Source organism: Arthrobacter sp. 05T420 (assembly GCF_056396305.1).
In genome coordinates this window covers 283,536-302,497 of record NZ_JBFTLG010000001.1, presented here as the reverse complement: position 1 = coordinate 302,497, position 18,962 = coordinate 283,536, and the positions used below count along the sequence as shown (strand labels likewise).

Below are 18,962 nucleotides of genomic sequence, written 5' to 3'. Positions count from 1 at the left end.
CCGCATGAGCACCCCGCTGGACCGCACTCCCCTGGAACAGGCAGTGCACGGCGCACTTGCCACCGTGATCGACCCTGAACTCCGCCGCCCCATCACCGAGCTCGGCATGGTGGAGTCCGTGGACATCGCCGACGGCGGCCGGGTGCGGATCGGGGTACTGCTAACCATCGCGGGCTGCCCGTTGCGCGGCACCATCACGGCCGACACCGAGGCGGCACTGTCCGCCGTCCCGGGGGTCACCGGCGTCGAGGTGGACTTGAAAGTCATGACGCAGGTCCAGCGCGACGCTCTCAAAGAGCAATTGCGCGGCGCAGGCGGCCAGCGCGGCATCCCGTTCAACGCGCCGGGCTCGCTGACCAAGGTGTACGCCGTCGCCAGCGGCAAGGGCGGCGTGGGCAAGTCGTCAGTGACGGTCAACCTGGCGTGCGCACTGGCTGCCCAGGGCCTCCGTGTGGGGATCGTGGACGCGGATGTGTATGGTTTCTCCGTTCCGGGGCTGATGGGCATCACACAGGCCCCCACCCGGGTGGACGACATGATCCTGCCGCCGGTGGCCTACGGGGTCAAGGTCATCTCCATCGGCATGTTCGTCACCGGGAACCAGCCCGTGGCTTGGCGCGGACCGATGCTGCACCGGGCGCTGGAGCAATTCCTCACGGACGTCTACTTCGGCGACCTCGATGCCCTTTTCCTGGACCTGCCGCCGGGCACGGGCGACATCGCGATCTCCGTCGCCCAGCTGCTGCCCAAGGCGCAGATCCTCGTCGTCACCACACCGCAGGCGGCCGCCGCGGATGTAGCCGAGCGGGCCGGGGCGATCGCAACGCAGACGGGCCAGACCGTGGCCGGCGTCGTGGAAAACATGTCCTACCTTGAAATGCCCGACGGCGGCAGGATGGAACTGTTCGGCAGCGGCGGCGGCGCCGTGCTCGCCGAGCGTCTCTCGGCCACCGTGGGTGAGGATGTGCCCTTGCTAGGCCAGATTCCCCTGGACGTCCTGCTGCGTGAGGGAGGGGATTCCGGGGTGCCGCTGGTGCTGGGCCGCCCGGAGACGCCTGCGGCCATGGCCCTGGCGGGAATCGCCGGCAAGCTGGCGTCGGTTCCCCGCGGGCTCAAGGGCATGTCATTGGGCCTGCAACCCCGCTGACGGGGCCTCACTGACAGGCTCCCGGGGACGGGGCCTCACAGTCGGAGTCCCGCTGGTGGCGGCTGCCGACCGGGGCCCGGTATGCGGGCCCAGGGCTGCGGGAGGTCCTAGGTCGCCTCTGTGTCGAACGGAGCCGGTTCGCCCTCGGGCAGCCGCTCCACCATCCGCGCCGGGCGGTGCTCTGCGACCGCAGTGGCGGCCGCGGCCGTGGCGGCGGGCGCCCCGGTGCTCACCGGCTTGGTGTCATCGTCGAGGAGCGCTTCCTTGATGATCCGGCGTGGATCGTACTGGCGGGGATCGTACTTCTTCCAGTCGACATCATCGATATCGATGCCGACTTCTTCCTTGATCTGCTCCCGCGCACCGGACGCCATCCGGCGCACTTCCTTGACGATATTGGCAAGTTTCTGCGTGTATTCGGGCAGCCTGCTGGGACCAATCACCAGAAGGCCGATGATCAGCAGAAGTAAGAACTCCGGTCCATTGATTCCAAGCACTTTAGGAAGATTACCCTCTCGCTCGGGCTGGCGACGACTTCGCGAGGGCCGAATGCCGACCATGTCCGCCCCGGACCTGCCTCACGGAGCCAGGCGCTCCAGGATTCGGCTCAGCCCACGCTCGATCCGCTCCGGAATTCCGTTGCGTGAACCCGGCCCCGGAGTGCCGCTGCTGCCCCGGGTGAGGGCGGCGGCGCCGTCGTCGGCCTGCTCGGCCGGCAGGTCCGAAATGTATGTGTACGTGGCCGCTGACGTCTGGTAGATGGCCCGGTAGGGCGGGGCAGGATTGACCCAGAGGGCGCCATTTCCGGTTTCGGGGGCAGCCGAGGGCCTGCCCGCCTTGGCCCGGGTGAAGCCGTCCGCCGCCGCGGCGTGTCCGGTCAGCACGTTGATGGGTGAAACGTCGGCCCCGGAGGGCGTGGCGGGCGAACCGGCGCCCCGGCCCGCAGCGTGCTGCTCGAGGACCGTGGCGAAGTGCTGGCCGTCCGTGAGGCGAAGTTCCAGGACCTCGTCCCCGGCCATGACACCGGCGCGGGCCCACATGAGATGGAATCCGAGGGCGTGCAGCTCCGGACATGTCCATCCCTGCGACCGGAACGCGGCAAGCTGCCCGGTGCTCAGCGTCCCGGCGGGGGTGAAGTCGGGCTCGCCGCCCAGGCCGAAAGCAACACGGGGCTCGGTTTCCTCTGCCCCGGGACCGCTGGGGCTGCCGGGACCGCCGGCGTCCAACAGCTCACCCGCGCCGACCGGTTCACCGCTGGCGGGCAGTCCGGCGGCGTCGGGGTGTGCGAGGGCGGAGGCCCCTGCGCCGTCTACGGGAACGGCGTCGTCGCCTCCCATGACATACGCGGTCCCGGTCATGAAGGCCAAGGCGGCGACGGCCCCTCCTACTGCCAGCACTGGCAGGCGGGCGCGTCCGCGGCGGCGGTGGGGATCCGCGGCAAAATTAGCGGCTGCCGTTCCGGCGGTCGCTGTCCGATCCGGCAGGGAACCGGTTGCGGGGAATTGCCCTGGCGGCCACCGATGAGTGCCGGGCTGTTCCGTCGCCGCCGTATCGGTTGCGCCCGCCGGTGCTGCCCGTTCCGGGGCCTCCAGCTCTGCCGGGCCCTCCCGTTCTGCCGCCGCACGTTCCGCGGCCAGCTGCCCGGTCCGTGCCAGGAGCCGTGCGGTCAGGTCCTCGCTGGCCTCGGGCACGGCCGCACCGCGGAGCTTCTCGAGGTACTGGCGCTCACGCTGTTGCCGGGCACGGCATTCGGCACACGATTCCACATGATCATGGCGGCCGGCGGTCCACCTCCGGGTAGCACCGAATTTGGCACGGCCGGTCCTGCTCCAGAACCCGCAGCCAGAGCCTCCCAGTATTCGTCTCAGCAGCCCCATCGACAGGTTCAGAGGAGGCCGGCGATGCGCGGCAGCTTGAGCCGCGGCTTGAGGGACTGCTTGGCCGGCTGCGCCGGACGGGGGTCGCGGTGCGCGAGCTTTTCCCGCAACATGGTCCGGCCGCGGTGAATCCGGGACCGGACTGTCCCGAGTTTGATGTCCAGTGCTGCGGCGACTTCATCGTAGGACAGTCCCTCGAGGTCGCACAGCACGACGGCGGCGCGGAAGTCCGGCGGAAGTTCCTCGAGCGCAGCCTGAACGTCGATGTCGAGGTTGTTGAATTCGAAGCTTTGCTCCGGGCCCGGCTCCCGGCCGGGCAGCCGCGACTCGGCGTCGTCGGCCAGGGCGTCAAAGCGGATCCTGCTCTTGCGCCGCGCCTGGTCCAGGAAGAGGTTGGTGGTGATCCGGTGCAGCCAGCCGTCCAGGGTGCCCGGCTTGAAGTTCTCCAGCGAACGGAACACCCGGACGAACACCTCCTGGGTGAGGTCCTCGGCGTCGTACTTGTTTCCGGTCAGCCGGTACGCAAGGCGGTAGACCTTGGCGGAGTGGTTCGTCACCACTTCCTCCCAGGTCGGCCGGACCCATTCGGCTTCCGCCGCGGTCCGTGACGGGCCGGTTGAATCAGATGCCTCAGTTGCCGGGACAGGTGCCAGAATCGACATCGTCCGCTCCCCTCGTGGATGGTACCTACGCCTGAATTGTTCCTGCCTGCGCAGGTTCCTGCACCCTTCATTCGACGCCGATCACCACGCGGATGAGCGGATACCCATCCTTTCAAAATAAGCTGGGAATTTCCTGATTCATCGCGGTCTTCCGCCGAAGGCAGAACGAGTGCCTTCCTGCCCGTGCCACGGCGCTTGCGCCTCCGTGTCCCGTCCCGCCGGACACAGTACGCTGTAGTGAACACTCCCCTGCCGCCCAGAAAGCGATATCCCATGAGCGCCGATAAGTCCACGAGCTGGTCCTACGCAGAAGATCTGCCTGCCGAGGATGAGGTCCTGTTGCACGCGCGCGAACGGTCCTTCGAGCTTGGCGTGACCCCGATCGGTCCCGGCGTGGGCGCTGTGCTGACGGTGCTGGCGGCAGCGTCCAAGGCACAGACCGCGGTGGAGATCGGCACCGGCGCGGGAGTGTCCGGCGTGTGCATCCTGCGCGGGCTGGGCCCGCAGGCTGTCCTGACCACCATCGACGTCGACGTCGAACACCTCAAGGCTGCGCGCGAGGCGTTCCACGAAGCAGGCAGCCCGGCCAACCGCACCCGCACCATTTCCGGACGGGCCGGCGATGTCCTGCCCCGGCTTACGGACGGGGCCTACGACCTCGTGTTCATCGACGCCGACAAACCGAGCTACCCCAGCTATGTGGAACAGGCCGTGCGGCTGCTCAAATCCGGCGGCCTGCTGATCGTCAACGACGCCCTCGACAAGGACAGGGTGGCGAATCCGGCCGCCCGGGAAGCCACCACCGTGGTGCTGCGCCAGATCGGCAAGTCCATCCGCGACGACGACCGTCTCGCCTCCGCGATGCTGCCCACCGGCGACGGCCTGCTGATCGCCGTCAAGAAGTAGCAGTGCCCGTCAAAAAGTAGCGGCCAACCAGTAACACCCAGGGTGGCCGCCACGAAGTAGACGTCAAAGCGCAAACAGCAAAGGGCGGGGTCCGCGGCCTGATGGCCTGGACCCCGCCCTTTTGCGAAGCTCTTGGCGTGACGCTATTCGGTGACGCCGACGAGGCATTCCTTGAGGTTTGTCGCCTCAGCGGCATTGAGTTCGACTACAAGCCGCCCCCCGCCTTCGAGCGGAACACGCATGATCAGGCTACGTCCCTCTTTCGTCACTTCCATTGGGCCGTCGCCGGTGCGTGGTTTCATTGCCGCCATAAGGAATATCCCCTCCATTAGTCCCTGACATACCAGCCCGGCTGGGCTGCGTCCGCTTGGCCAATCAAGCCGTCCGGCAGCGCTCCAGGAGGCCGCCGTGACAGGCAAACTCACAAATAAATCGCTTACGAATTCTGTGCGCTTCTTGTCCTTGCTTATCCTCTATTATCGCGTAACAATGCGCGCGGAGCTAATCGTTGGACTTTCCAGCGCGTCCCGCCATGCCGGGCCGGCACCGCGAAATGGTGCTGTGCGTCACGGCGGGTAGTCCCCTCCGCCCGGCAACTGCGCCCACGCCCACAGCCACACAATCCACACGATTTGCAGCAGCACGAACATGACCACCACGGCACCGCGGTAGGCGCGCGAACGCGAGAGGAGGGCGGCGCTGAGGGCGAGCGGGAACAGCGGCAACAGCATCCTGAAGGTGCTGGTCTGGGGGTGCAGGAAGACCAGCAGGTACCCCATGTAGCAGCAGCACCAGAGCCTCAGTTCAGTGCCCAGGGCGACGACGGGATGGGACATCATCAACAGGGTAAACGCGGCAACGAACACGAAGGGCGCCAGCACGCCGAGCGTCGGCCCGAACAGCATGATGCCGGCGTCGAACCACGGCTTGAACGGCACCAGGTCCTCGCCGCGCCATGCGGTTTCGGTCTTGGTATAGGCGCCCAGATCGCCGGTGGCGGCCCAGGCGAAGGCCGGCCACAGCAACGCACCGATGCCGCTGACGGCGGTGAGGCCGCCCAGGGACCAGAGCTCCGCGTTGCTGGGGACGGCAGCACCCGCCCCGGTCTGTGCTGTGAGGCCCTGCGCCGGGGGGTCCTGCGTCATGGGGCCTTGCGCCGTGGAGGTCTGCGCGGCGATGCGCTGCCAGAAACGATAGAGAAACAACAGCCCCAGCATTACGGCAAACGGAACCCCGGTGGGGCGGGAAAGACACATCAGGACCACCACTGGCATGGCCCACAGGTACCTGCGCTCCATGACGAGCAGCAGTGCGGCGCCCAGCAGCAGCAGGTTGAGGGATTCGGCGTACGGCACCTGCAACACCGGTGCCACCGGGAAGGTCGCCAGGAACACGGTCCCCCAGAGCGCCGTGCGGTGCGCGGCACGGTGCCGGAAGATCCTGTAGGCCACGAGGGCTGCACCCAGTCCGGAGACCAGCGCGATGGCCGTCAGCGACCACGCCGGGCCTGTGCCCGTGACCCCGGAGACCACCCGGCCCAGCACGGGAAACAGGGGGTAGAAGGCCCAGGTGTTCTCTTGGACAGTGCCGGCAGCATCGGTCGGCAGAAGCGCCGGATACCCCTGCTGGAGGGCCTCGGCGTACCAGCGGGCGTCCCAGATATTGATGAAGTTCCAATAATCCGGTTTGGCGGGAAACCACGGATTCACGCCCTGGTGCAGGGCGGCAGCCATGAAGATGCAGGCGCTGACCAGCCGGGCGGCGATGTACAGGCCGGCCACCTGCACCCACCACGGCCACCGCGCCATCCTGGCCCCTGCGGCCGCGATGCGGTTCCACAGCGCCGCGTTCAACCCTTGCGGTTTCTGGGCCTCAGGCTCCGTGACAGTCTCCGGGTCTTCCACGAGGCTCACGGACGTTCTTCTGTGGGCGGGCGGAGGCGTTCCAGTTCCTCCCCGAGTGCCTCGATCTTCTGGTCTTTGGCGATGATCTGGTCCTTCAGGTCATCAAGGACCTGATCCACCTGGTCCATCCGGTAACCGCGGAGTCCGACGGCGAAGCGGAGACGGTCGATGTCGGCCGCGGCCGCGCGCTCGGGCAGCAGAACAGGCGGCAGGGAGGCGACCGGTTCGTCGAAGCCGTCGTCAAAGGAACCGCCTGCACCGCCGTCCCGGTGACGGCGGAAGATTTTCGGCGCCAGGCCGGTGCCCAGGAGGACGGCGACGCCGATCAGCACAATCGCCAGGAAGACCAGGAAGAGACTCACTAGACCATCGTGCCAGACGCCGGCGGCCGGGAGGGGTCAGCCCCGCGTTCCTGCGCCGTTTCCCTTGGTGTTCGCGTTGCCGGTCCCGTTGGCGGAACCGCCGTTCGGGTTCCGGTGGCGGGCCGCACCCTCCACGACCAGCTCGACGGCCAGCGCGGGGTCATCCACCACCTGCACGAGGTCCAGGTCTTCCGCCGAGACCATCCCCTCCGCGACGAGGGTGTCCCGGACCCACGCGAGCATGGGGCTCCAGAAGGCGGTTCCCACCAGCACGATCGGGAAGGAGGTGACCTTGCGGGTTTGGACCAGGACCATGGCCTCGAAGAGCTCATCCAGGGTGCCGAGGCCGCCGGGGAGCACAATGAAGCCCCGGGCGTACTTGACGAACATGGTTTTGCGGGCGAAAAAGTACCGGAAGTTGATGCCGAGGTCCACCCACTGGTTCATGCCCTGTTCGAAGGGCAGCTCGATCCCGAGCCCCACGGAGACACCGTTACCCTGCACGGCGCCCTTGTTCGCGGCCTCCATCGACCCCGGCCCGCCGCCCGTGATCACGGCCAGTCCGGCCTCGGCCAACCGGCGTCCGACCTCGACGCCGAGCTCGTAATTCGGGCTCCCCGGGATGGTGCGGGCGGAGCCGAAGACGCTGACCGCAGGACCGAGATCGGCCAGGGCGCCAAATCCTTCCACGAACTCGCTCTGGATCCGCAGGACGCGCCAGGGGTCGGTGTGGACGAACTGGCCCGGGCCCGTGGTGTCCAGCAATGTCTGGTCAGACATCGTGACCTTCGCGGCCTTGCGGCGCAGCTCAAGCGGGCCCTTGTGGCGGATCCCGTTGGCCGCCGGGGCTGTGCGGGCCTCGCGGGCCGGCTTACCGGCGGGCTTCTGTTCGGCGTCTTGCTGGCCGTGCTGCGGATCGGTACTCATGCCCATAGGCTAGCGCGGAACTGAAGCGCCGCCGCGTCGGCGCGTCGACGCGGAAGCGGCAGAAGGCGGCGGCCGGGACCGGAACAGGAGGGCTGCGGCGTCCCCGCAAGGGACGCTGACGTGCAGGTATCTCTTGAATCACGATCTGCACTAAACAGGGTGATTGGGGTCATATTGCGTCAATCTTCGCTAGATTCTTTCTATGACTACTCAAGTGCCCGGCGATGCTCTCGTCTCCCTGAAGGCCGTGAACAAGCATTACGGCCAGCTGCACGTCCTGAAGGACATCAACCTGAACGTCCGCAAGGGTGAGGTTGTTGTTGTCATCGGCCCCTCGGGTTCCGGCAAGTCGACGCTCTGCCGCGCCATCAACCGCCTCGAGACCATCGACGACGGCGACATCAAGATCGACGGCAAGGAACTGCCCGCTGAGGGCAAGGAACTGGCAAAGCTGCGCGCCGACGTCGGCATGGTCTTCCAGTCCTTCAACCTGTTCGCCCACAAAACGATCCTGGAAAACGTGACCCTCGGCCCCATCAAGGTCAAGGGCGTCTCCAAGGGCGAGGCCGACAAGGACGCCATGGCGCTGCTGGAGCGCGTCGGCGTCGGGCACCAGGCCCCCAAACTTCCGGCCCAGCTCTCCGGTGGCCAGCAGCAGCGCGTTGCAATCGCCCGTGCCCTGGCCATGAAACCAAAGGTGATGCTCTTCGACGAGCCCACCTCGGCCCTCGACCCGGAAATGATCAACGAGGTCCTGGACGTCATGGTCCAGCTGGCCAAGGAAGGCATGACCATGATCGTGGTCACCCACGAGATGGGCTTCGCCCGCAAGGCGGCGGACCGGGTTGTGTTCATGGCCGACGGCCAGATCGTCGAGGACGCAACCCCCGAGGAATTCTTCACCAACCCCAAGAGCAGCCGGGCCAAGGACTTCCTGTCCAAGCTGCTGACACACTGACCGACTACGAAATTCGTACCCTGGCCGCCGGACGGCGGCCGCCCAATGAAAGGAATGTCATGATGGCATTTTTGACCCGAAGGAAATCCCTTCTGGTTGCAGCATCCGCAGCACTGGCGCTCAGCCTGAGTGCCTGTGGCGGCAGCTCCTCCACGACCACCAACCCGCCTGTAGCCGAGAAGCCGAGCTTTGCCGCCGATTCCACCATGGCCAAGCTTGCCTCCGCAGGCAAGATCACCATCGGCACCAAGTTCGACCAGCCTCTCTTCGGCCAGAAGGGCCTCGACGGCAAGCCCGTCGGCTTCGACGTCGAAATCGGCAAGCTGATTGCCGCCCAGCTGGGTATCCCCGCCGACAAGATCGAGTGGGTTGAAACTGTCTCCGCCAACCGCGAGCAGTTCATCAAGCAGGGCAAGGTTGACATGATCGTCGCCACCTACACGATCAACGACAAGCGCAAAAAAGAAGTTGACTTCGCCGGACCGTACTACGAGGCCGGTCAGGCTCTCATGGTGAACAAGGACAACAACTCCATCACCAAGCCCGAGGACGTCAAGGGCAAAAACGTCTGCTCCGTGACCGGTTCCACGCCGGCCTCCACGATTGTCGAGAAGTACGGAGCTGTCCTGGTGCCGGCTGCGACCTACTCCGCCTGCCTGGAGCCGCTGCGCAACCACCAGGTTGAAGCCGTCACCACCGACAACGTCATCTTGGCCGGCTTCGTGTCCAAGGAGCCGGACGCCTTCAAGCTGGCGTCGGATCAGACCTTCACCAAGGAGCCCTACGGCATCGGGCTGAAGAAGGACGACACCACCTTCCGCATGTGGATCAATGACAAGCTGGAGGCCGCCGAGAAGGACGGTTCCTACAAGAAGGCCTGGGAAGACACTGCAGGCACCGTCATCAAGACCACGCCCTCGCTTCCCACGATCGACCGCTACTAGCCGGCTGTGGCGGCCGCCGGGCCCGCAGATCTTCTGCAGCCCGGCGGCCGCCACTCCCGTCTTTCGCCTGGAATCCCCTCAACGCAGCTGAAGGAACTTATGGACGTCATCATTGAAAACCTCCCCCAGTATTGGGACGGTTTTCTCCGAACCCTCTTCCTGTCCTTGGTCTCTGGCCTCATCGCATTGGTCTTCGGCACCGTTCTGGCTGCCGCCCGAGTCTCGCCCGTCGCCGCGCTGCGCGGCTTCAGCATGACGTACGTCGAGATCGTCCGGAACACCCCGCTGACCATCGCATTCTTCTTCGCGGCGGTGGTTCTGCCCCGCCTCGGCGTCACGTTCCAGCAGTTCGAGGTGGCCGCCATCATCGCCCTGAGCGCCTACACCTCGGCCTTCATCGCCGAGGCCGTGCGCTCCGGCGTCAACAGTGTCCCGGTGGGCCAGGCGGAGGCCGCCCGCAGCATCGGGATGAAGTTCACCCAGGTGCTCTCCCTGATCATCCTGCCGCAGGCCCTGCGCACAGTGATCCCGCCCTTGATCAACATCCTGATCGCCCTGGTCAAGAACTCCTCTGTGGCCGGCGCGTTCTATGTGCTGGAACTCTTCGGCCAAGGGAAGCAGCTGGCCAACGCCAACGGCGACGCCGTCATGTGGGTTCTGGTCGGCGTCGCATTCTTCTACCTGCTGATAACCATCCCGCTGGGCTACCTCGCCAGCGTCGTTGAACGAAAGGTGGCGATCGCGCGATGACCTCTGTTCTCTACGACGTCCCAGGCCCCAAAGCCCGCCGGGTTTCGCTGATCGGCTCCATCATCGGCGTGATCGTGATCGGCGGCCTCCTAGTCCTGGCAGTCATGACCCTCGCACAGCAGGGAATCTTCGACGCCAAACGCTGGGCGGTCTTCCAGCTGCCCGAGGTCTGGGCGCTGATCGCCGCCGGCATCGGCGCCACGCTCGCCGCCGCGGCGGTGGCGGCCGTGATCGCCTTCCCGCTGGGCCTGCTCTTGTGCCTGATGCGCATCTCGGACAACGCCTGGGTCAGGGTGCCCACCCGGATCGTGCTGGAATTCCTGCGCGGCATGCCCGTGGTGCTCATGATGCTGTTCGTGCTGCTCGTCTTTGCCACCAGCTCGTTCGTCGCCGTCGTCGCCGGCCTGGTCCTTTACAACTCGGCGATTTTCGCCGAGATCATCCGCGCCGGCGTCCAGTCGCTGCCCAAGGGCCAGCGTGAAGCCGGCCTGGCGATCGGCCTCACCAGTTTCCAGTCCCGGCTGACCATCGAGCTGCCGCAGGCCATCCGGCGCATGCTGCCCTCGCTGGTCGCACAGCTCGTGGTCCTGCTGAAGGACACCTCGCTCGGCTACATCGTCGCTTACGGCGAGCTGCTCCGGGCCGTGCAGGTCATGGCCGACTTCCTCGGCCCGCAGTACCTGTTCCCGGTGTTCTTCGTGGCCGCGGCCATCTACATCGCGATCGACCTGGCGGTCTCCCGTCTGGCCATCTGGCTCGAACGCCGCGGCTCCAAGCGGGCCGCCGGCGGCGTGGCGCACGTGCCGGTCGCCGGAATCCCGGCGGCCAAGTAAAGCCCCACCACCCACAAAGGGTCCGGAACCTCTCGGAGGTTCCGGACCCTTTGTGCGTTAGCTTGTTGTACCTTGCTCGTTCCGCGCTGCTAGGCGCCGAGCCAGGTCCGCAGCGCCCGCAGGCATTCCCTGATGGCATCCGCCTCGACGTGCTCGTTATCCTTGTGCGCCAGCAGCGCATCGCCGGGTCCGAAGTTCACCGCGGGGATGCCGAGCTCGCTGAACCGTGCGACGTCGGTCCAGCCGTACTTGGGCTTCGGTTCCGCCCCCACTGCGGCGACGAAGGAGGCGGCGGCGGGGTGGTGCAGTCCCGGCCGCGCCCCGGCGGCGCTGTCGGTGCGCACGACGTCGAATCCGGCCAGCAGTTCGCGCACCACCGCCTCGGCCCCGTCCGGGGTTTTGTCCGGGGCGAAGCGGTAATTAATTTCTATGACGCACTTGTCCGGAATGACGTTCCCGGCCGTGCCACCATGAATCTTCACGGCGTTGAGGCTTTCGCGGTAGTCCAGGCCGTCAACCGTCACGGTCTGCGGTTCATAGGCCGCGAGCCGGGCCAGGATCGGGGCCGCGGCATGGATGGCGTTGCTGCCCATCCAGGCCCGGGCGGAGTGGGCGGCCTCGCCGTTCGTGGTCACCTCGAAGCGGCTGGTGCCGTTGCAGCCGCCCTCCACCGTCCCGTCGGTTGGCTCGAGCAGGATCGCGAAATCCCCGCCAAGCAGGGACCCGTGATTGCGCACCAACCGGCCGAGGCCGCTCTTCACGGCTTCGACTTCCTCGTGGTCATAGAAAACGAACGTGACGTCCTTGTTCGGCTCCGCCCCGGCGTCGAACATGGTGGCCGCCAGCGCCAGCTGCACGGCGACGCCGCTCTTCATGTCGGTGGCGCCGCGGCCGTAGAGGATGCCCTCCCCGGGGGCCCCGGAGGGCCAGTACGACGGCACCGTGCCCAGCGAGCCCTCGGTGGTGGGAAGCGGCACGGTGTCCAGATGCCCGGCAAGGATGACGCGCTCGGGGCGGCCGAGGTTGGTGCGGGCGATGATCGAATCGCCGTCGCGGACCAGATCCAGCTGCGGCAGCAGGCGCAGGGCATGTTCCACGGCGTCGGCCAGGGCCCTTTCGTTGCCGGAGACGCTGTTGATGTCAATCAGGGCGGCCGTGAGCAGGGCAACGTCCTGGCGGAGGTCCAAAAGGACAGGCGTACGGACGGGGACGCTGGCAGTTGCAATGGCGGGGGTGCGCGGGTTCGTGGGGGTCACCGTCCCACTTTATCTGTTCGCCTTCCGGGGGGCCGCAGCAACTGCTGCTGGACGGACCTGCAGGTGGCGAGCATCTCCTGTCACTTGGGTGTCTCAGGTTTCAGCGCCCGCGGGCCCTCTCGTTAGACTTGGACCATGACTGAAACTGCTGCTTCCGCTGTGCCCACCGACGCCCGCTCCGCCTATGGCTACGGGGTGGCCACCGTGTCCACCCGCAGCGGTGACGCCACCGTGCTGGACGTATGGTTTCCGGCGCCGGCGCTCGGAGTCGCAGCGGAGCACCTGCGTGAGGTGGAGAATGCGGACCAGTCGCTGATCGACATCGCTGCCAGCGGCACCGACCCGGACCGCGGCACGGAGCAGCAGGTGGTCTTCGCCCAGATTAACCTGGACGAGGCACCCGCGGACACGGCGGACGCCTACCTTCGCCTGCACCTGCTCTCCCACCGGCTCGTCCAGCCGAACACCATCAACCTTGACGGCATCTTCGGCAAGCTCCCCAATGTCGTGTGGACCAACTTCGGCCCCGCCGCCGTGGAGGACTTCGAACTGACCCGGGCGCGCCTGCGCAAACGCGGCGCTGTCACCGTCTTCGGCGTGGACAAGTTCCCCCGGATGGTGGACTACGTGGTTCCCTCCGGCGTCCGGATCGCCGACGCCGACCGTGTCCGGCTGGGTGCGCACCTGGCCGAAGGCACCACGGTCATGCACGAGGGCTTCGTGAACTTCAATGCCGGAACCCTGGGTACGTCCATGGTTGAGGGCCGGATCTCGGCCGGCGTCGTCGCCGGTGACGGGTCCGACGTCGGCGGCGGGGCCTCGATCATGGGAACCCTTTCCGGCGGCGGCAAGGAAAAGATCGCCATTGGTGAGCGGGTCCTCCTGGGCGCCAACTCCGGCGTCGGCATCAGCCTGGGCGACGACTCAGTGGTGGAGGCGGGCCTCTACGTCACCGCCGGCACGCGCGTCCGCGTCATCAGCCCGCGGGATGCCGACGGCGAGGACACCAGCCGGATAGTCAAGGCCGTGGAGCTTTCCGGGGTTCCGAACCTGCTCTTCCGCCGCAACTCCGCCACCGGCGCCGTCGAGGCACTCCCCCGCAAGGGCCAAACCGTAGAGCTCAACGCGGACCTGCACGCCAACTGACCGCACGGGCTGGTACGGTGTGGCGGGCGGCGAAGGCCGTACCGGCGGGGCCGACCCGCAACGATGAAGCAGCCGATGACGCAGCCCGCTAGGGCCTGAGGGAGTATGTCCGTGGCACGACGAGGGAGCTGGCGGCGCCGGATCGTCCTTCTGCTGACCCTGGCGATGGTCGCGGGCGCGATTTACACCGCGGTGGCGTTCCTGCAGCGATCGGAAACCTTGATCACCGAACGCTGCACGGCCGCGGGCAGTGGAGGCGATGACCTCGCCACCGACCAGGCGGCCAATGCTTCCCTCATTACTGCCGTCGCGGTCCGGCGCGGGCTTCCCGCCCGGGCCGCCAGCATCGCGCTGGCCACCTCCATGCAGGAATCCAAACTGCGCAACATCGGCCATGGCGACCAGGCCGGCCCCGACTCGCGCGGATTGTTCCAGCAGCGGCCGTCCCAGGGCTGGGGCACCACGGCGCAGGTGATGGACCCGTACCACGCCAGCAATGCCTTCTACGATGCCCTCGTCGAGATCTCCGGGTACGAGTCGCTGGAGATCACCGATGCCGCCCAGAAGGTCCAGCGTTCGGCGTACCCGGAGGCCTATGCCCAGCATGAGCTGATGGCCCGCGCCTTTGCCTCCGCCCTGAGCGGCCAGACGCCCGCAGGCCTGGATTGTTCGCTGCGGTCCCCCGACACCGCCGGGGATCCTGCGACGGTCACCGCGGAGCTGACCGCAGCGCTCGGGAACGTCCAGACGTCCAGCAGCGGCCGGACGCTGCTCGTGGATGCCGACGGCACGCAGGCCTGGGCTGTGGGGCAGTGGGCCGTGGCCAACGCCAAAGAACTCGCCATCACCAGCGTGGAAGTCGACGGCCGCGCCTGGAACCGGCAGTCCCGCGACGGCTGGCAGCCTGCCTCAGTCCCGGCCGGCCAAGTCCGGGTCACCGTCGCCGGCGCGCCCGCCACCTGACCGCCGGACAGCCACCACAACCCTCACAGTCACTTACGGCCCAACCGGGGCGGCAACATGGGCCGCAGGTGACCCCACGTTGGACTATTTCGCCGTCCCGGACACCGACGCGGCTTACACCAGGAGGTCGACCACCGGCTGCACGTAGCTGCGGAACAGTTCCGGCTGGGACAGCAGCTCGTGGCTCATGAGGATCTTGTCCGGCTCGAGGTACCAGGCCCGCGGCTCCGCGAGCGGGAGTTCGATGATCGTCAGGCCGAAATCCTTTGATGCGCGTCCCACATCCAGCAGGCGGTCCTCCACCATGTCGGCCAGCAGCTCATTGTTGCCGTTGGCTTCGCGCTCCGCTTCGAGGGCCAGGTATTCCCCGCGGCGTTCCCGGGCCCATGTCAGGGCCGCACCGAAGTGGGCCTGCAGCACGCGCCGGAGGGCCGGCGAGTTGCCGAACGCACGGAAGCCTGGCGGGGCGAGCTCGGGGGACATTTCCGGGTGGGCCTTCAGCAGCTGTTCCCACCAGGCCTCCCATTCGGTCTTGAGCGCAGCCGGTCCGCCAACCTCGGCGGTCAGATGGGAGTGGTCCGCGGCACGGATCTTCGGGGCCACGTGGCACAGCGCCGGATGCCCCGCAGTGTCCAGACCGGCAGCGTCACGAATATAAAGGGCGATGAGCATGGGACCAGAGGTGTCCATCGTGATCCGCCAGCCAGGTCCGCCGGTGTGGTGCATCCAATTGCCTCCTTGGCATGCCGTACCCACTCAGTCTATTCCTGTTGTTATGAGGCGTTAACGGCTGGCTGCCCGGCCGCCAGCCGGCGATTCAGGCCCTCCAGATGGGCATCGAGCACGTCCTTGCACATCAGGGCCGTCATCCACTCGGGCTGCAGGAGGGCGTGCATCGTCAGACCGTCCAGGACTGCCAGCAACAGCTCCGCTTCAGTGACGAGCACCTGCTGGTTGATACCGACCGACCCATCGGCGCCGTCGGGGTGGGGGTCCGTGCCGCTGGGGACGGCGCCGTCGGCCAGACCCAGAATGAGTCCGCCCACCACTGCGGCCACCGCACGGTGGCTGCGGTCCGCCTCGGCGGCCAGGAACGGCTTTGTCCGGGCGGCATTTTTGAAGGCCATCCAGACGCAGGCGTCGACCGCCCGCTCCTCGTCCAGCGGAAGAAACTCCCCCAGCACCGCCATGACGGCAACGTGGTGCTCCGCCGACCCTGGCGCCAGGTCCTGCTGCCGGGAGTCCGCGGCGGTGACGCGGCCTACGATCCGGTCCACCACCACGGCGAAGGCGTGGGTCAGGAGCTCGTCACTGCTGGCGAAATAGTGCCGCACCGAGCCGACGGCCAGCTGGGCTTCGTCTGCAACCTCCCGCAGGGAGGCCCGTTCAAGACCATCCGCGGCGATGATCCTGAAGACTGCGTCAACTACTTCCTGGCGCCGGATTACGGCGTCGACAAATTTAGGCACTGGTCTTTTTTAGCACGTCTGTGCCGCCGCAGCCGCAGGGCACACCGGTCCCACCAGAGGCGTGGCGCGGGTCACAACGGCGCAGGTCAGTGGCGCGGGGCGTCCCGGGAACGACGCCGGCCGCGCACCTCAGCGGGAGGTGCGCGGCCGGCGTCGGGCGTGCTAGCACGTGCCTGCCGTGGCAGGCGGGGCGGGCTACAGCGACGGGTAGTTGCGTTCCGGTTCGCCGACGTAGAGCTGGCGCGGGCGGCCGATCTTGGTGTTGGGGTCGCTGATCATCTCGCGCCACTGGGCGATCCAGCCCGGCAGGCGTCCGATGGCGAACAGCACGGTGAACATCTTTTCGGGGAAGCCCATGGCCTTGTAGATCAGGCCGGTGTAGAAGTCCACGTTCGGGTAGAGCTTGCGCTGGATGAAGTAGTCATCGCCCAGGGCCTTCTCTTCGAGGCGCATGGCGATGTCGAGGAGCTCGTCGTTTCCGCCGAGCTTGCTGAGGACTTCGTGGGCGGTGGCCTTGATGATCTTCGCGCGCGGGTCGTAGTTCTTGTAGACGCGGTGCCCGAAGCCCATGAGGCGGACGCCGTCTTCCTTGTTCTTGACCTTCTCCATGTAGTCCTCGGGCTTGATGCCGTCGGCCTGGATCTGGCGCAGCATCTTCAGGACGGCCTCGTTGGCACCGCCGTGGGCGGGGCCGAAGAGGGCGTTGATGCCGGCGGAGACGGACGCGAACAGGTTGGCGTTCGAGGAGCCGACCAGGCGGACAGTCGAAGTGGAACAGTTCTGCTCGTGGTCAGCGTGCAGGATCAGGAGCAGGTCCAGGGCCTTGGCGACCACCGGGTCCACCTCGTACTGCTCGGCCGGCAGGCCAAAGCTGAGGCGCAGGAAGTTCTCCACCAGGTTCATCGAGTTGTCCGGGTACAGCATCGGCTGGCCGATCGACTTCTTGTGGGCGTAGGCGGCGATGACGGGCATCTTGGCCATGAGGCGGATGGTGGAGACTTCCACCTGCTCGGCGTTGAACGGATCCAGCGAGTCCTGGTAGAACGTCGAGAGCGCGGACACGGCCGAGGACAGCACCGGCATCGGGTGGGCGTCACGGGGGAAGCCGCTGAAGAAGCCCTTGAGCTCCTCGTGCAGCAGGGTGTGGTGGCGGATCCTCTGGTCGAAGGCTTCCAGCTCGGTGGGGGTCGGCAGGTTGCCGTAGATCAGCAGGTAGGAGACTTCCAGGAAGCTTGAGTGCTGGGCCAGCTGCTCGATCGGGTAGCCGCGGTAGCGCAGGATGCCGGCATCACCATCGATGTAGGTGATGGCCGAGGTGGTGGCCGCGGTGTTCATGAAACCGGGGTCGAAGGCGACAGCGCCGGTCTGCTTCAGCAGCTTGGAAACGTCGTAGCCTTCGTTTCCTTCTACAACCTTGATGCGCGGGAGTTCGAGTTCGCCGCCGGCATGGCGCAGGGTTGCGCTGGTGGTTTCAGTCATGGAGTCTCCTCATGAGGCATCGGGGCCTCTGTCGAAAGCTGGTCCAACATCTGGTGAAAGCTGCCCGCGGATCCTGTGCGGACAGGATTTCCAAAGGCTGCGCTGCCTTCTTGTGGAAAGCCACCATTGATCGTCAGTTAAAAAGTACCTTCACTTCGCGGGTGGTACTAATCCGTGAGGCGTCCAAAGCGCCTAAAACGCGCCACATGTGGCACGCGTCACAGCATTGTTACGCTTCCGGGGCCAGCCGCGAGACGGCGGCGTCGACCCTTTCGTCGCTGGCGGTCAGCGCCACCCGGATGAACCCCTGGCCGGCGTCGCCGTAGAACACCCCGGGGCCGACGACGATCCCGTGGTCCGCGAGCCGGCCAACGGTGTCCCACGTGGCCTCGCCGGCGGTGGCCCACAGATAGAGGCCCGCCCTGGACTCATGGATTGTCAGGCCGAACGCCTCCAGCGCGGGCACGATCCGTTCCCGCCGGCCCCTGTACAGGTCCTTCTGGGCCTGGACGTGGCCGTCGTCGCCGAGTGCCACCCGCATGGCTTCCTGCACCGGATACGGAACAATCATGCCGGCGTGCTTGCGGCTGTTGACCAGGTTCGCCATGATCACCGGATCGCCGGCGACGAATGCCGCCCGGTAGCCGGCCACATTGGACTGTTTGCTCAGCGAATAGACCGCGAGCAGGCCATCGTGGGAGCCCTCTGCCACCTCAGGGTCCAGGATGCTGGGCACCGGGGTGCCGCCGCGCTGGACGTCCCACTCCCCCCAGCCGAGTTCGGCGTAGCATTCGTCGGAGGCGACCACGGCGCCGAGCTCGCGGGCCTGCCGGACGATCCGCCGCAGCGATGCGATGTCCCGGACGCTGCCGGTGGGGTTGGCCGGCGAATTGACCCAGACCAGGCGCACGCGGGCCCGGGTGCCGGCGTCGAGCTCGTCGAGGTCGTCCGCGGCGACCTGCTCCGCACCGGCGAAGGTGGCTCCGATGTCATAGGTGGGGTATGCGACCGTGGGGCGGACGACGACGTCGCCCGGTTTCAGTCCGAGCAGGAACGGCAGCCACGCGACGAGTTCCTTGGAACCCACCGTCGGCATCACATCCCGCGGATCGAGTCCGGGAACCCCGCGCCGGCGTCCAAACCAAGTGGCGATGGCTTCCCGCAGGGCCAGCGTCCCGTGAACGGTGGGATAGCCGGGGGCGTTCGCCGCGGCGCGCAGCGCGTCCTGGATGAGGGCCGGCGTCGGGTCCACCGGGGTTCCGATGGAAAGGTTGACGGCCCCTGCCTCGTGCCGGGCTGCCGTGGCGAGATACGGCGCCATGGCCTCCCACGGGTAGTCGGGCAGGCTCAGGCCGAAGGTGCGCAGCGCGGATGTCACC

Annotated in this window: 20 protein-coding genes; 8 read left to right on the top strand and 12 right to left on the bottom strand. The window is 67.0% G+C overall.

Annotation, left to right across the window (positions count from 1 at the left end):
• The first annotated feature begins 4 nt into the window (after positions 1–4).
• On the top strand, positions 5–1,147 hold the full coding sequence (locus tag AC1DEM_RS01465) for an Mrp/NBP35 family ATP-binding protein (RefSeq protein ID WP_476882766.1): 1,143 nt from the start codon (positions 5–7) through the stop codon (positions 1,145–1,147).
• Between the two features lie 107 nt (positions 1,148–1,254).
• Here AC1DEM_RS01465 and AC1DEM_RS01460 read toward each other — a convergent pair whose 3' ends face one another.
• From AC1DEM_RS01460 to sigE, 3 genes are all read right to left on the bottom strand, one after another.
• Positions 1,255–1,644, bottom strand: coding sequence for a twin-arginine translocase TatA/TatE family subunit (locus AC1DEM_RS01460; protein WP_476882765.1), 390 nt, complete (start codon positions 1,642–1,644; stop codon positions 1,255–1,257).
• A gap of 81 nt (positions 1,645–1,725) precedes the next feature.
• Positions 1,726–2,913, bottom strand: coding sequence for a hypothetical protein (locus AC1DEM_RS01455; RefSeq protein WP_476882764.1), 1,188 nt, complete (start codon positions 2,911–2,913; stop codon positions 1,726–1,728).
• 119 nt (positions 2,914–3,032) lie between these two features.
• The gene (gene sigE, locus AC1DEM_RS01450) at positions 3,033–3,686 is read right to left on the bottom strand and encodes an RNA polymerase sigma factor SigE (protein WP_476882763.1); all 654 of its coding nucleotides are present in this window, start codon (positions 3,684–3,686) and stop codon (positions 3,033–3,035) included.
• 273 nt (positions 3,687–3,959) lie between these two features.
• Between sigE and AC1DEM_RS01445 the strand changes: the two genes are divergently transcribed.
• On the top strand, positions 3,960–4,592 hold the full coding sequence (locus AC1DEM_RS01445) for an O-methyltransferase (protein ID WP_476882762.1): 633 nt from the start codon (positions 3,960–3,962) through the stop codon (positions 4,590–4,592).
• A 143-nt stretch (positions 4,593–4,735) separates the two neighbouring features.
• Here AC1DEM_RS01445 and AC1DEM_RS01440 read toward each other — a convergent pair whose 3' ends face one another.
• The 4 genes from AC1DEM_RS01440 to AC1DEM_RS01425 all read right to left on the bottom strand — a co-directional run bounded on the left by AC1DEM_RS01440 (position 4,736) and on the right by AC1DEM_RS01425 (position 7,791).
• Complete coding sequence (locus tag AC1DEM_RS01440; protein WP_079550332.1) at positions 4,736–4,903, bottom strand: DUF3117 domain-containing protein; 168 nt, start codon at positions 4,901–4,903, stop codon at positions 4,736–4,738.
• Between the two features lie 255 nt (positions 4,904–5,158).
• Complete coding sequence (locus AC1DEM_RS01435; protein WP_476882911.1) at positions 5,159–6,400, bottom strand: hypothetical protein; 1,242 nt, start codon at positions 6,398–6,400, stop codon at positions 5,159–5,161.
• A gap of 101 nt (positions 6,401–6,501) precedes the next feature.
• Complete coding sequence (locus AC1DEM_RS01430; protein ID WP_476882761.1) at positions 6,502–6,858, bottom strand: DivIVA domain-containing protein; 357 nt, start codon at positions 6,856–6,858, stop codon at positions 6,502–6,504.
• Between the two features lie 36 nt (positions 6,859–6,894).
• Positions 6,895–7,791 (bottom strand): LOG family protein, encoded by an 897-nt coding sequence (locus AC1DEM_RS01425; protein ID WP_476882760.1) that lies wholly within the window; start codon positions 7,789–7,791, stop codon positions 6,895–6,897.
• Between the two features lie 196 nt (positions 7,792–7,987).
• Here AC1DEM_RS01425 and AC1DEM_RS01420 point away from each other — a divergent pair, with 196 nt between their 5' ends.
• From AC1DEM_RS01420 to AC1DEM_RS01405, 4 genes are all read left to right on the top strand, one after another.
• A complete protein-coding gene (locus tag AC1DEM_RS01420) occupies positions 7,988–8,743 on the top strand; it encodes an amino acid ABC transporter ATP-binding protein (protein ID WP_090575726.1) in 756 nt (251 codons plus the stop codon).
• Between the two features lie 59 nt (positions 8,744–8,802).
• The gene (locus tag AC1DEM_RS01415) at positions 8,803–9,687 is read left to right on the top strand and encodes a glutamate ABC transporter substrate-binding protein (protein WP_476882759.1); all 885 of its coding nucleotides are present in this window, start codon (positions 8,803–8,805) and stop codon (positions 9,685–9,687) included.
• Positions 9,688–9,786: 99 nt separating this feature from the next.
• Complete coding sequence (locus AC1DEM_RS01410; protein ID WP_476882758.1) at positions 9,787–10,437, top strand: amino acid ABC transporter permease; 651 nt, start codon at positions 9,787–9,789, stop codon at positions 10,435–10,437.
• Entirely contained in the window at positions 10,434–11,270 is an 837-nt protein-coding gene (locus tag AC1DEM_RS01405; protein WP_476882757.1) for an amino acid ABC transporter permease, read from the top strand. Before AC1DEM_RS01410 ends, AC1DEM_RS01405 begins: the two co-directional genes overlap by 4 nt.
• An 89-nt stretch (positions 11,271–11,359) precedes the next feature.
• Here AC1DEM_RS01405 and dapE read toward each other — a convergent pair whose 3' ends face one another.
• Complete coding sequence (dapE, locus tag AC1DEM_RS01400; protein ID WP_476882910.1) at positions 11,360–12,496, bottom strand: succinyl-diaminopimelate desuccinylase; 1,137 nt, start codon at positions 12,494–12,496, stop codon at positions 11,360–11,362.
• A gap of 165 nt (positions 12,497–12,661) precedes the next feature.
• On the opposite strand from dapE, the gene dapD reads away from it, so the two are divergent.
• Positions 12,662–13,672: a 2,3,4,5-tetrahydropyridine-2,6-dicarboxylate N-succinyltransferase gene (dapD, locus tag AC1DEM_RS01395; protein WP_476882756.1), complete on the top strand. Its 1,011-nt coding sequence runs from the start codon at positions 12,662–12,664 to the stop codon at positions 13,670–13,672.
• Positions 13,673–13,783: 111 nt separating this feature from the next.
• Complete coding sequence (locus tag AC1DEM_RS01390; protein ID WP_476882755.1) at positions 13,784–14,635, top strand: hypothetical protein; 852 nt, start codon at positions 13,784–13,786, stop codon at positions 14,633–14,635.
• 114 nt (positions 14,636–14,749) lie between these two features.
• Here the strand turns inward: AC1DEM_RS01390 and AC1DEM_RS01385 are convergent, their stop codons facing one another.
• From AC1DEM_RS01385 to dapC, 4 genes are all read right to left on the bottom strand, one after another.
• On the bottom strand, positions 14,750–15,361 hold the full coding sequence (locus AC1DEM_RS01385) for a hypothetical protein (RefSeq protein WP_476882754.1): 612 nt from the start codon (positions 15,359–15,361) through the stop codon (positions 14,750–14,752).
• 47 nt (positions 15,362–15,408) lie between these two features.
• Complete coding sequence (locus AC1DEM_RS01380) at positions 15,409–16,104, bottom strand: TetR/AcrR family transcriptional regulator (RefSeq protein WP_476882753.1); 696 nt, start codon at positions 16,102–16,104, stop codon at positions 15,409–15,411.
• 195 nt (positions 16,105–16,299) lie between these two features.
• Entirely contained in the window at positions 16,300–17,583 is a 1,284-nt protein-coding gene (locus AC1DEM_RS01375) for a citrate synthase (protein WP_090575702.1), read from the bottom strand.
• A 229-nt stretch (positions 17,584–17,812) separates the two neighbouring features.
• Positions 17,813–18,961, bottom strand: a complete 1,149-nt coding sequence (dapC, locus tag AC1DEM_RS01370; RefSeq protein ID WP_476882752.1) for a succinyldiaminopimelate transaminase — start codon at positions 18,959–18,961, stop codon at positions 17,813–17,815.
• Between the last annotated feature and the right edge of the window lies 1 nt (position 18,962).

Coding starts and splice junctions, on each gene's coding strand:
- AC1DEM_RS01405 (WP_476882757.1), top strand. CDS start 10,434: ATGACCTCTGTTCTCTACGACGTCCCAGGCCCCAAAGCCCGCCGGGTT.
- AC1DEM_RS01410 (WP_476882758.1), top strand. CDS start 9,787: ATGGACGTCATCATTGAAAACCTCCCCCAGTATTGGGACGGTTTTCTC.
- dapD (WP_476882756.1), top strand. CDS start 12,662: ATGACTGAAACTGCTGCTTCCGCTGTGCCCACCGACGCCCGCTCCGCC.
- AC1DEM_RS01445 (WP_476882762.1), top strand. CDS start 3,960: ATGAGCGCCGATAAGTCCACGAGCTGGTCCTACGCAGAAGATCTGCCT.
- AC1DEM_RS01375 (WP_090575702.1), bottom strand. CDS start 17,583: ATGACTGAAACCACCAGCGCAACCCTGCGCCATGCCGGCGGCGAACTC.
- AC1DEM_RS01420 (WP_090575726.1), top strand. CDS start 7,988: ATGACTACTCAAGTGCCCGGCGATGCTCTCGTCTCCCTGAAGGCCGTG.
- AC1DEM_RS01435 (WP_476882911.1), bottom strand. CDS start 6,400: ATGGCGCGGTGGCCGTGGTGGGTGCAGGTGGCCGGCCTGTACATCGCC.
- AC1DEM_RS01415 (WP_476882759.1), top strand. CDS start 8,803: ATGATGGCATTTTTGACCCGAAGGAAATCCCTTCTGGTTGCAGCATCC.
- AC1DEM_RS01385 (WP_476882754.1), bottom strand. CDS start 15,361: ATGCACCACACCGGCGGACCTGGCTGGCGGATCACGATGGACACCTCT.
- AC1DEM_RS01465 (WP_476882766.1), top strand. CDS start 5: ATGAGCACCCCGCTGGACCGCACTCCCCTGGAACAGGCAGTGCACGGC.
- sigE (WP_476882763.1), bottom strand. CDS start 3,686: ATGTCGATTCTGGCACCTGTCCCGGCAACTGAGGCATCTGATTCAACC.
- AC1DEM_RS01440 (WP_079550332.1), bottom strand. CDS start 4,903: ATGGCGGCAATGAAACCACGCACCGGCGACGGCCCAATGGAAGTGACG.
- AC1DEM_RS01425 (WP_476882760.1), bottom strand. CDS start 7,791: ATGGGCATGAGTACCGATCCGCAGCACGGCCAGCAAGACGCCGAACAG.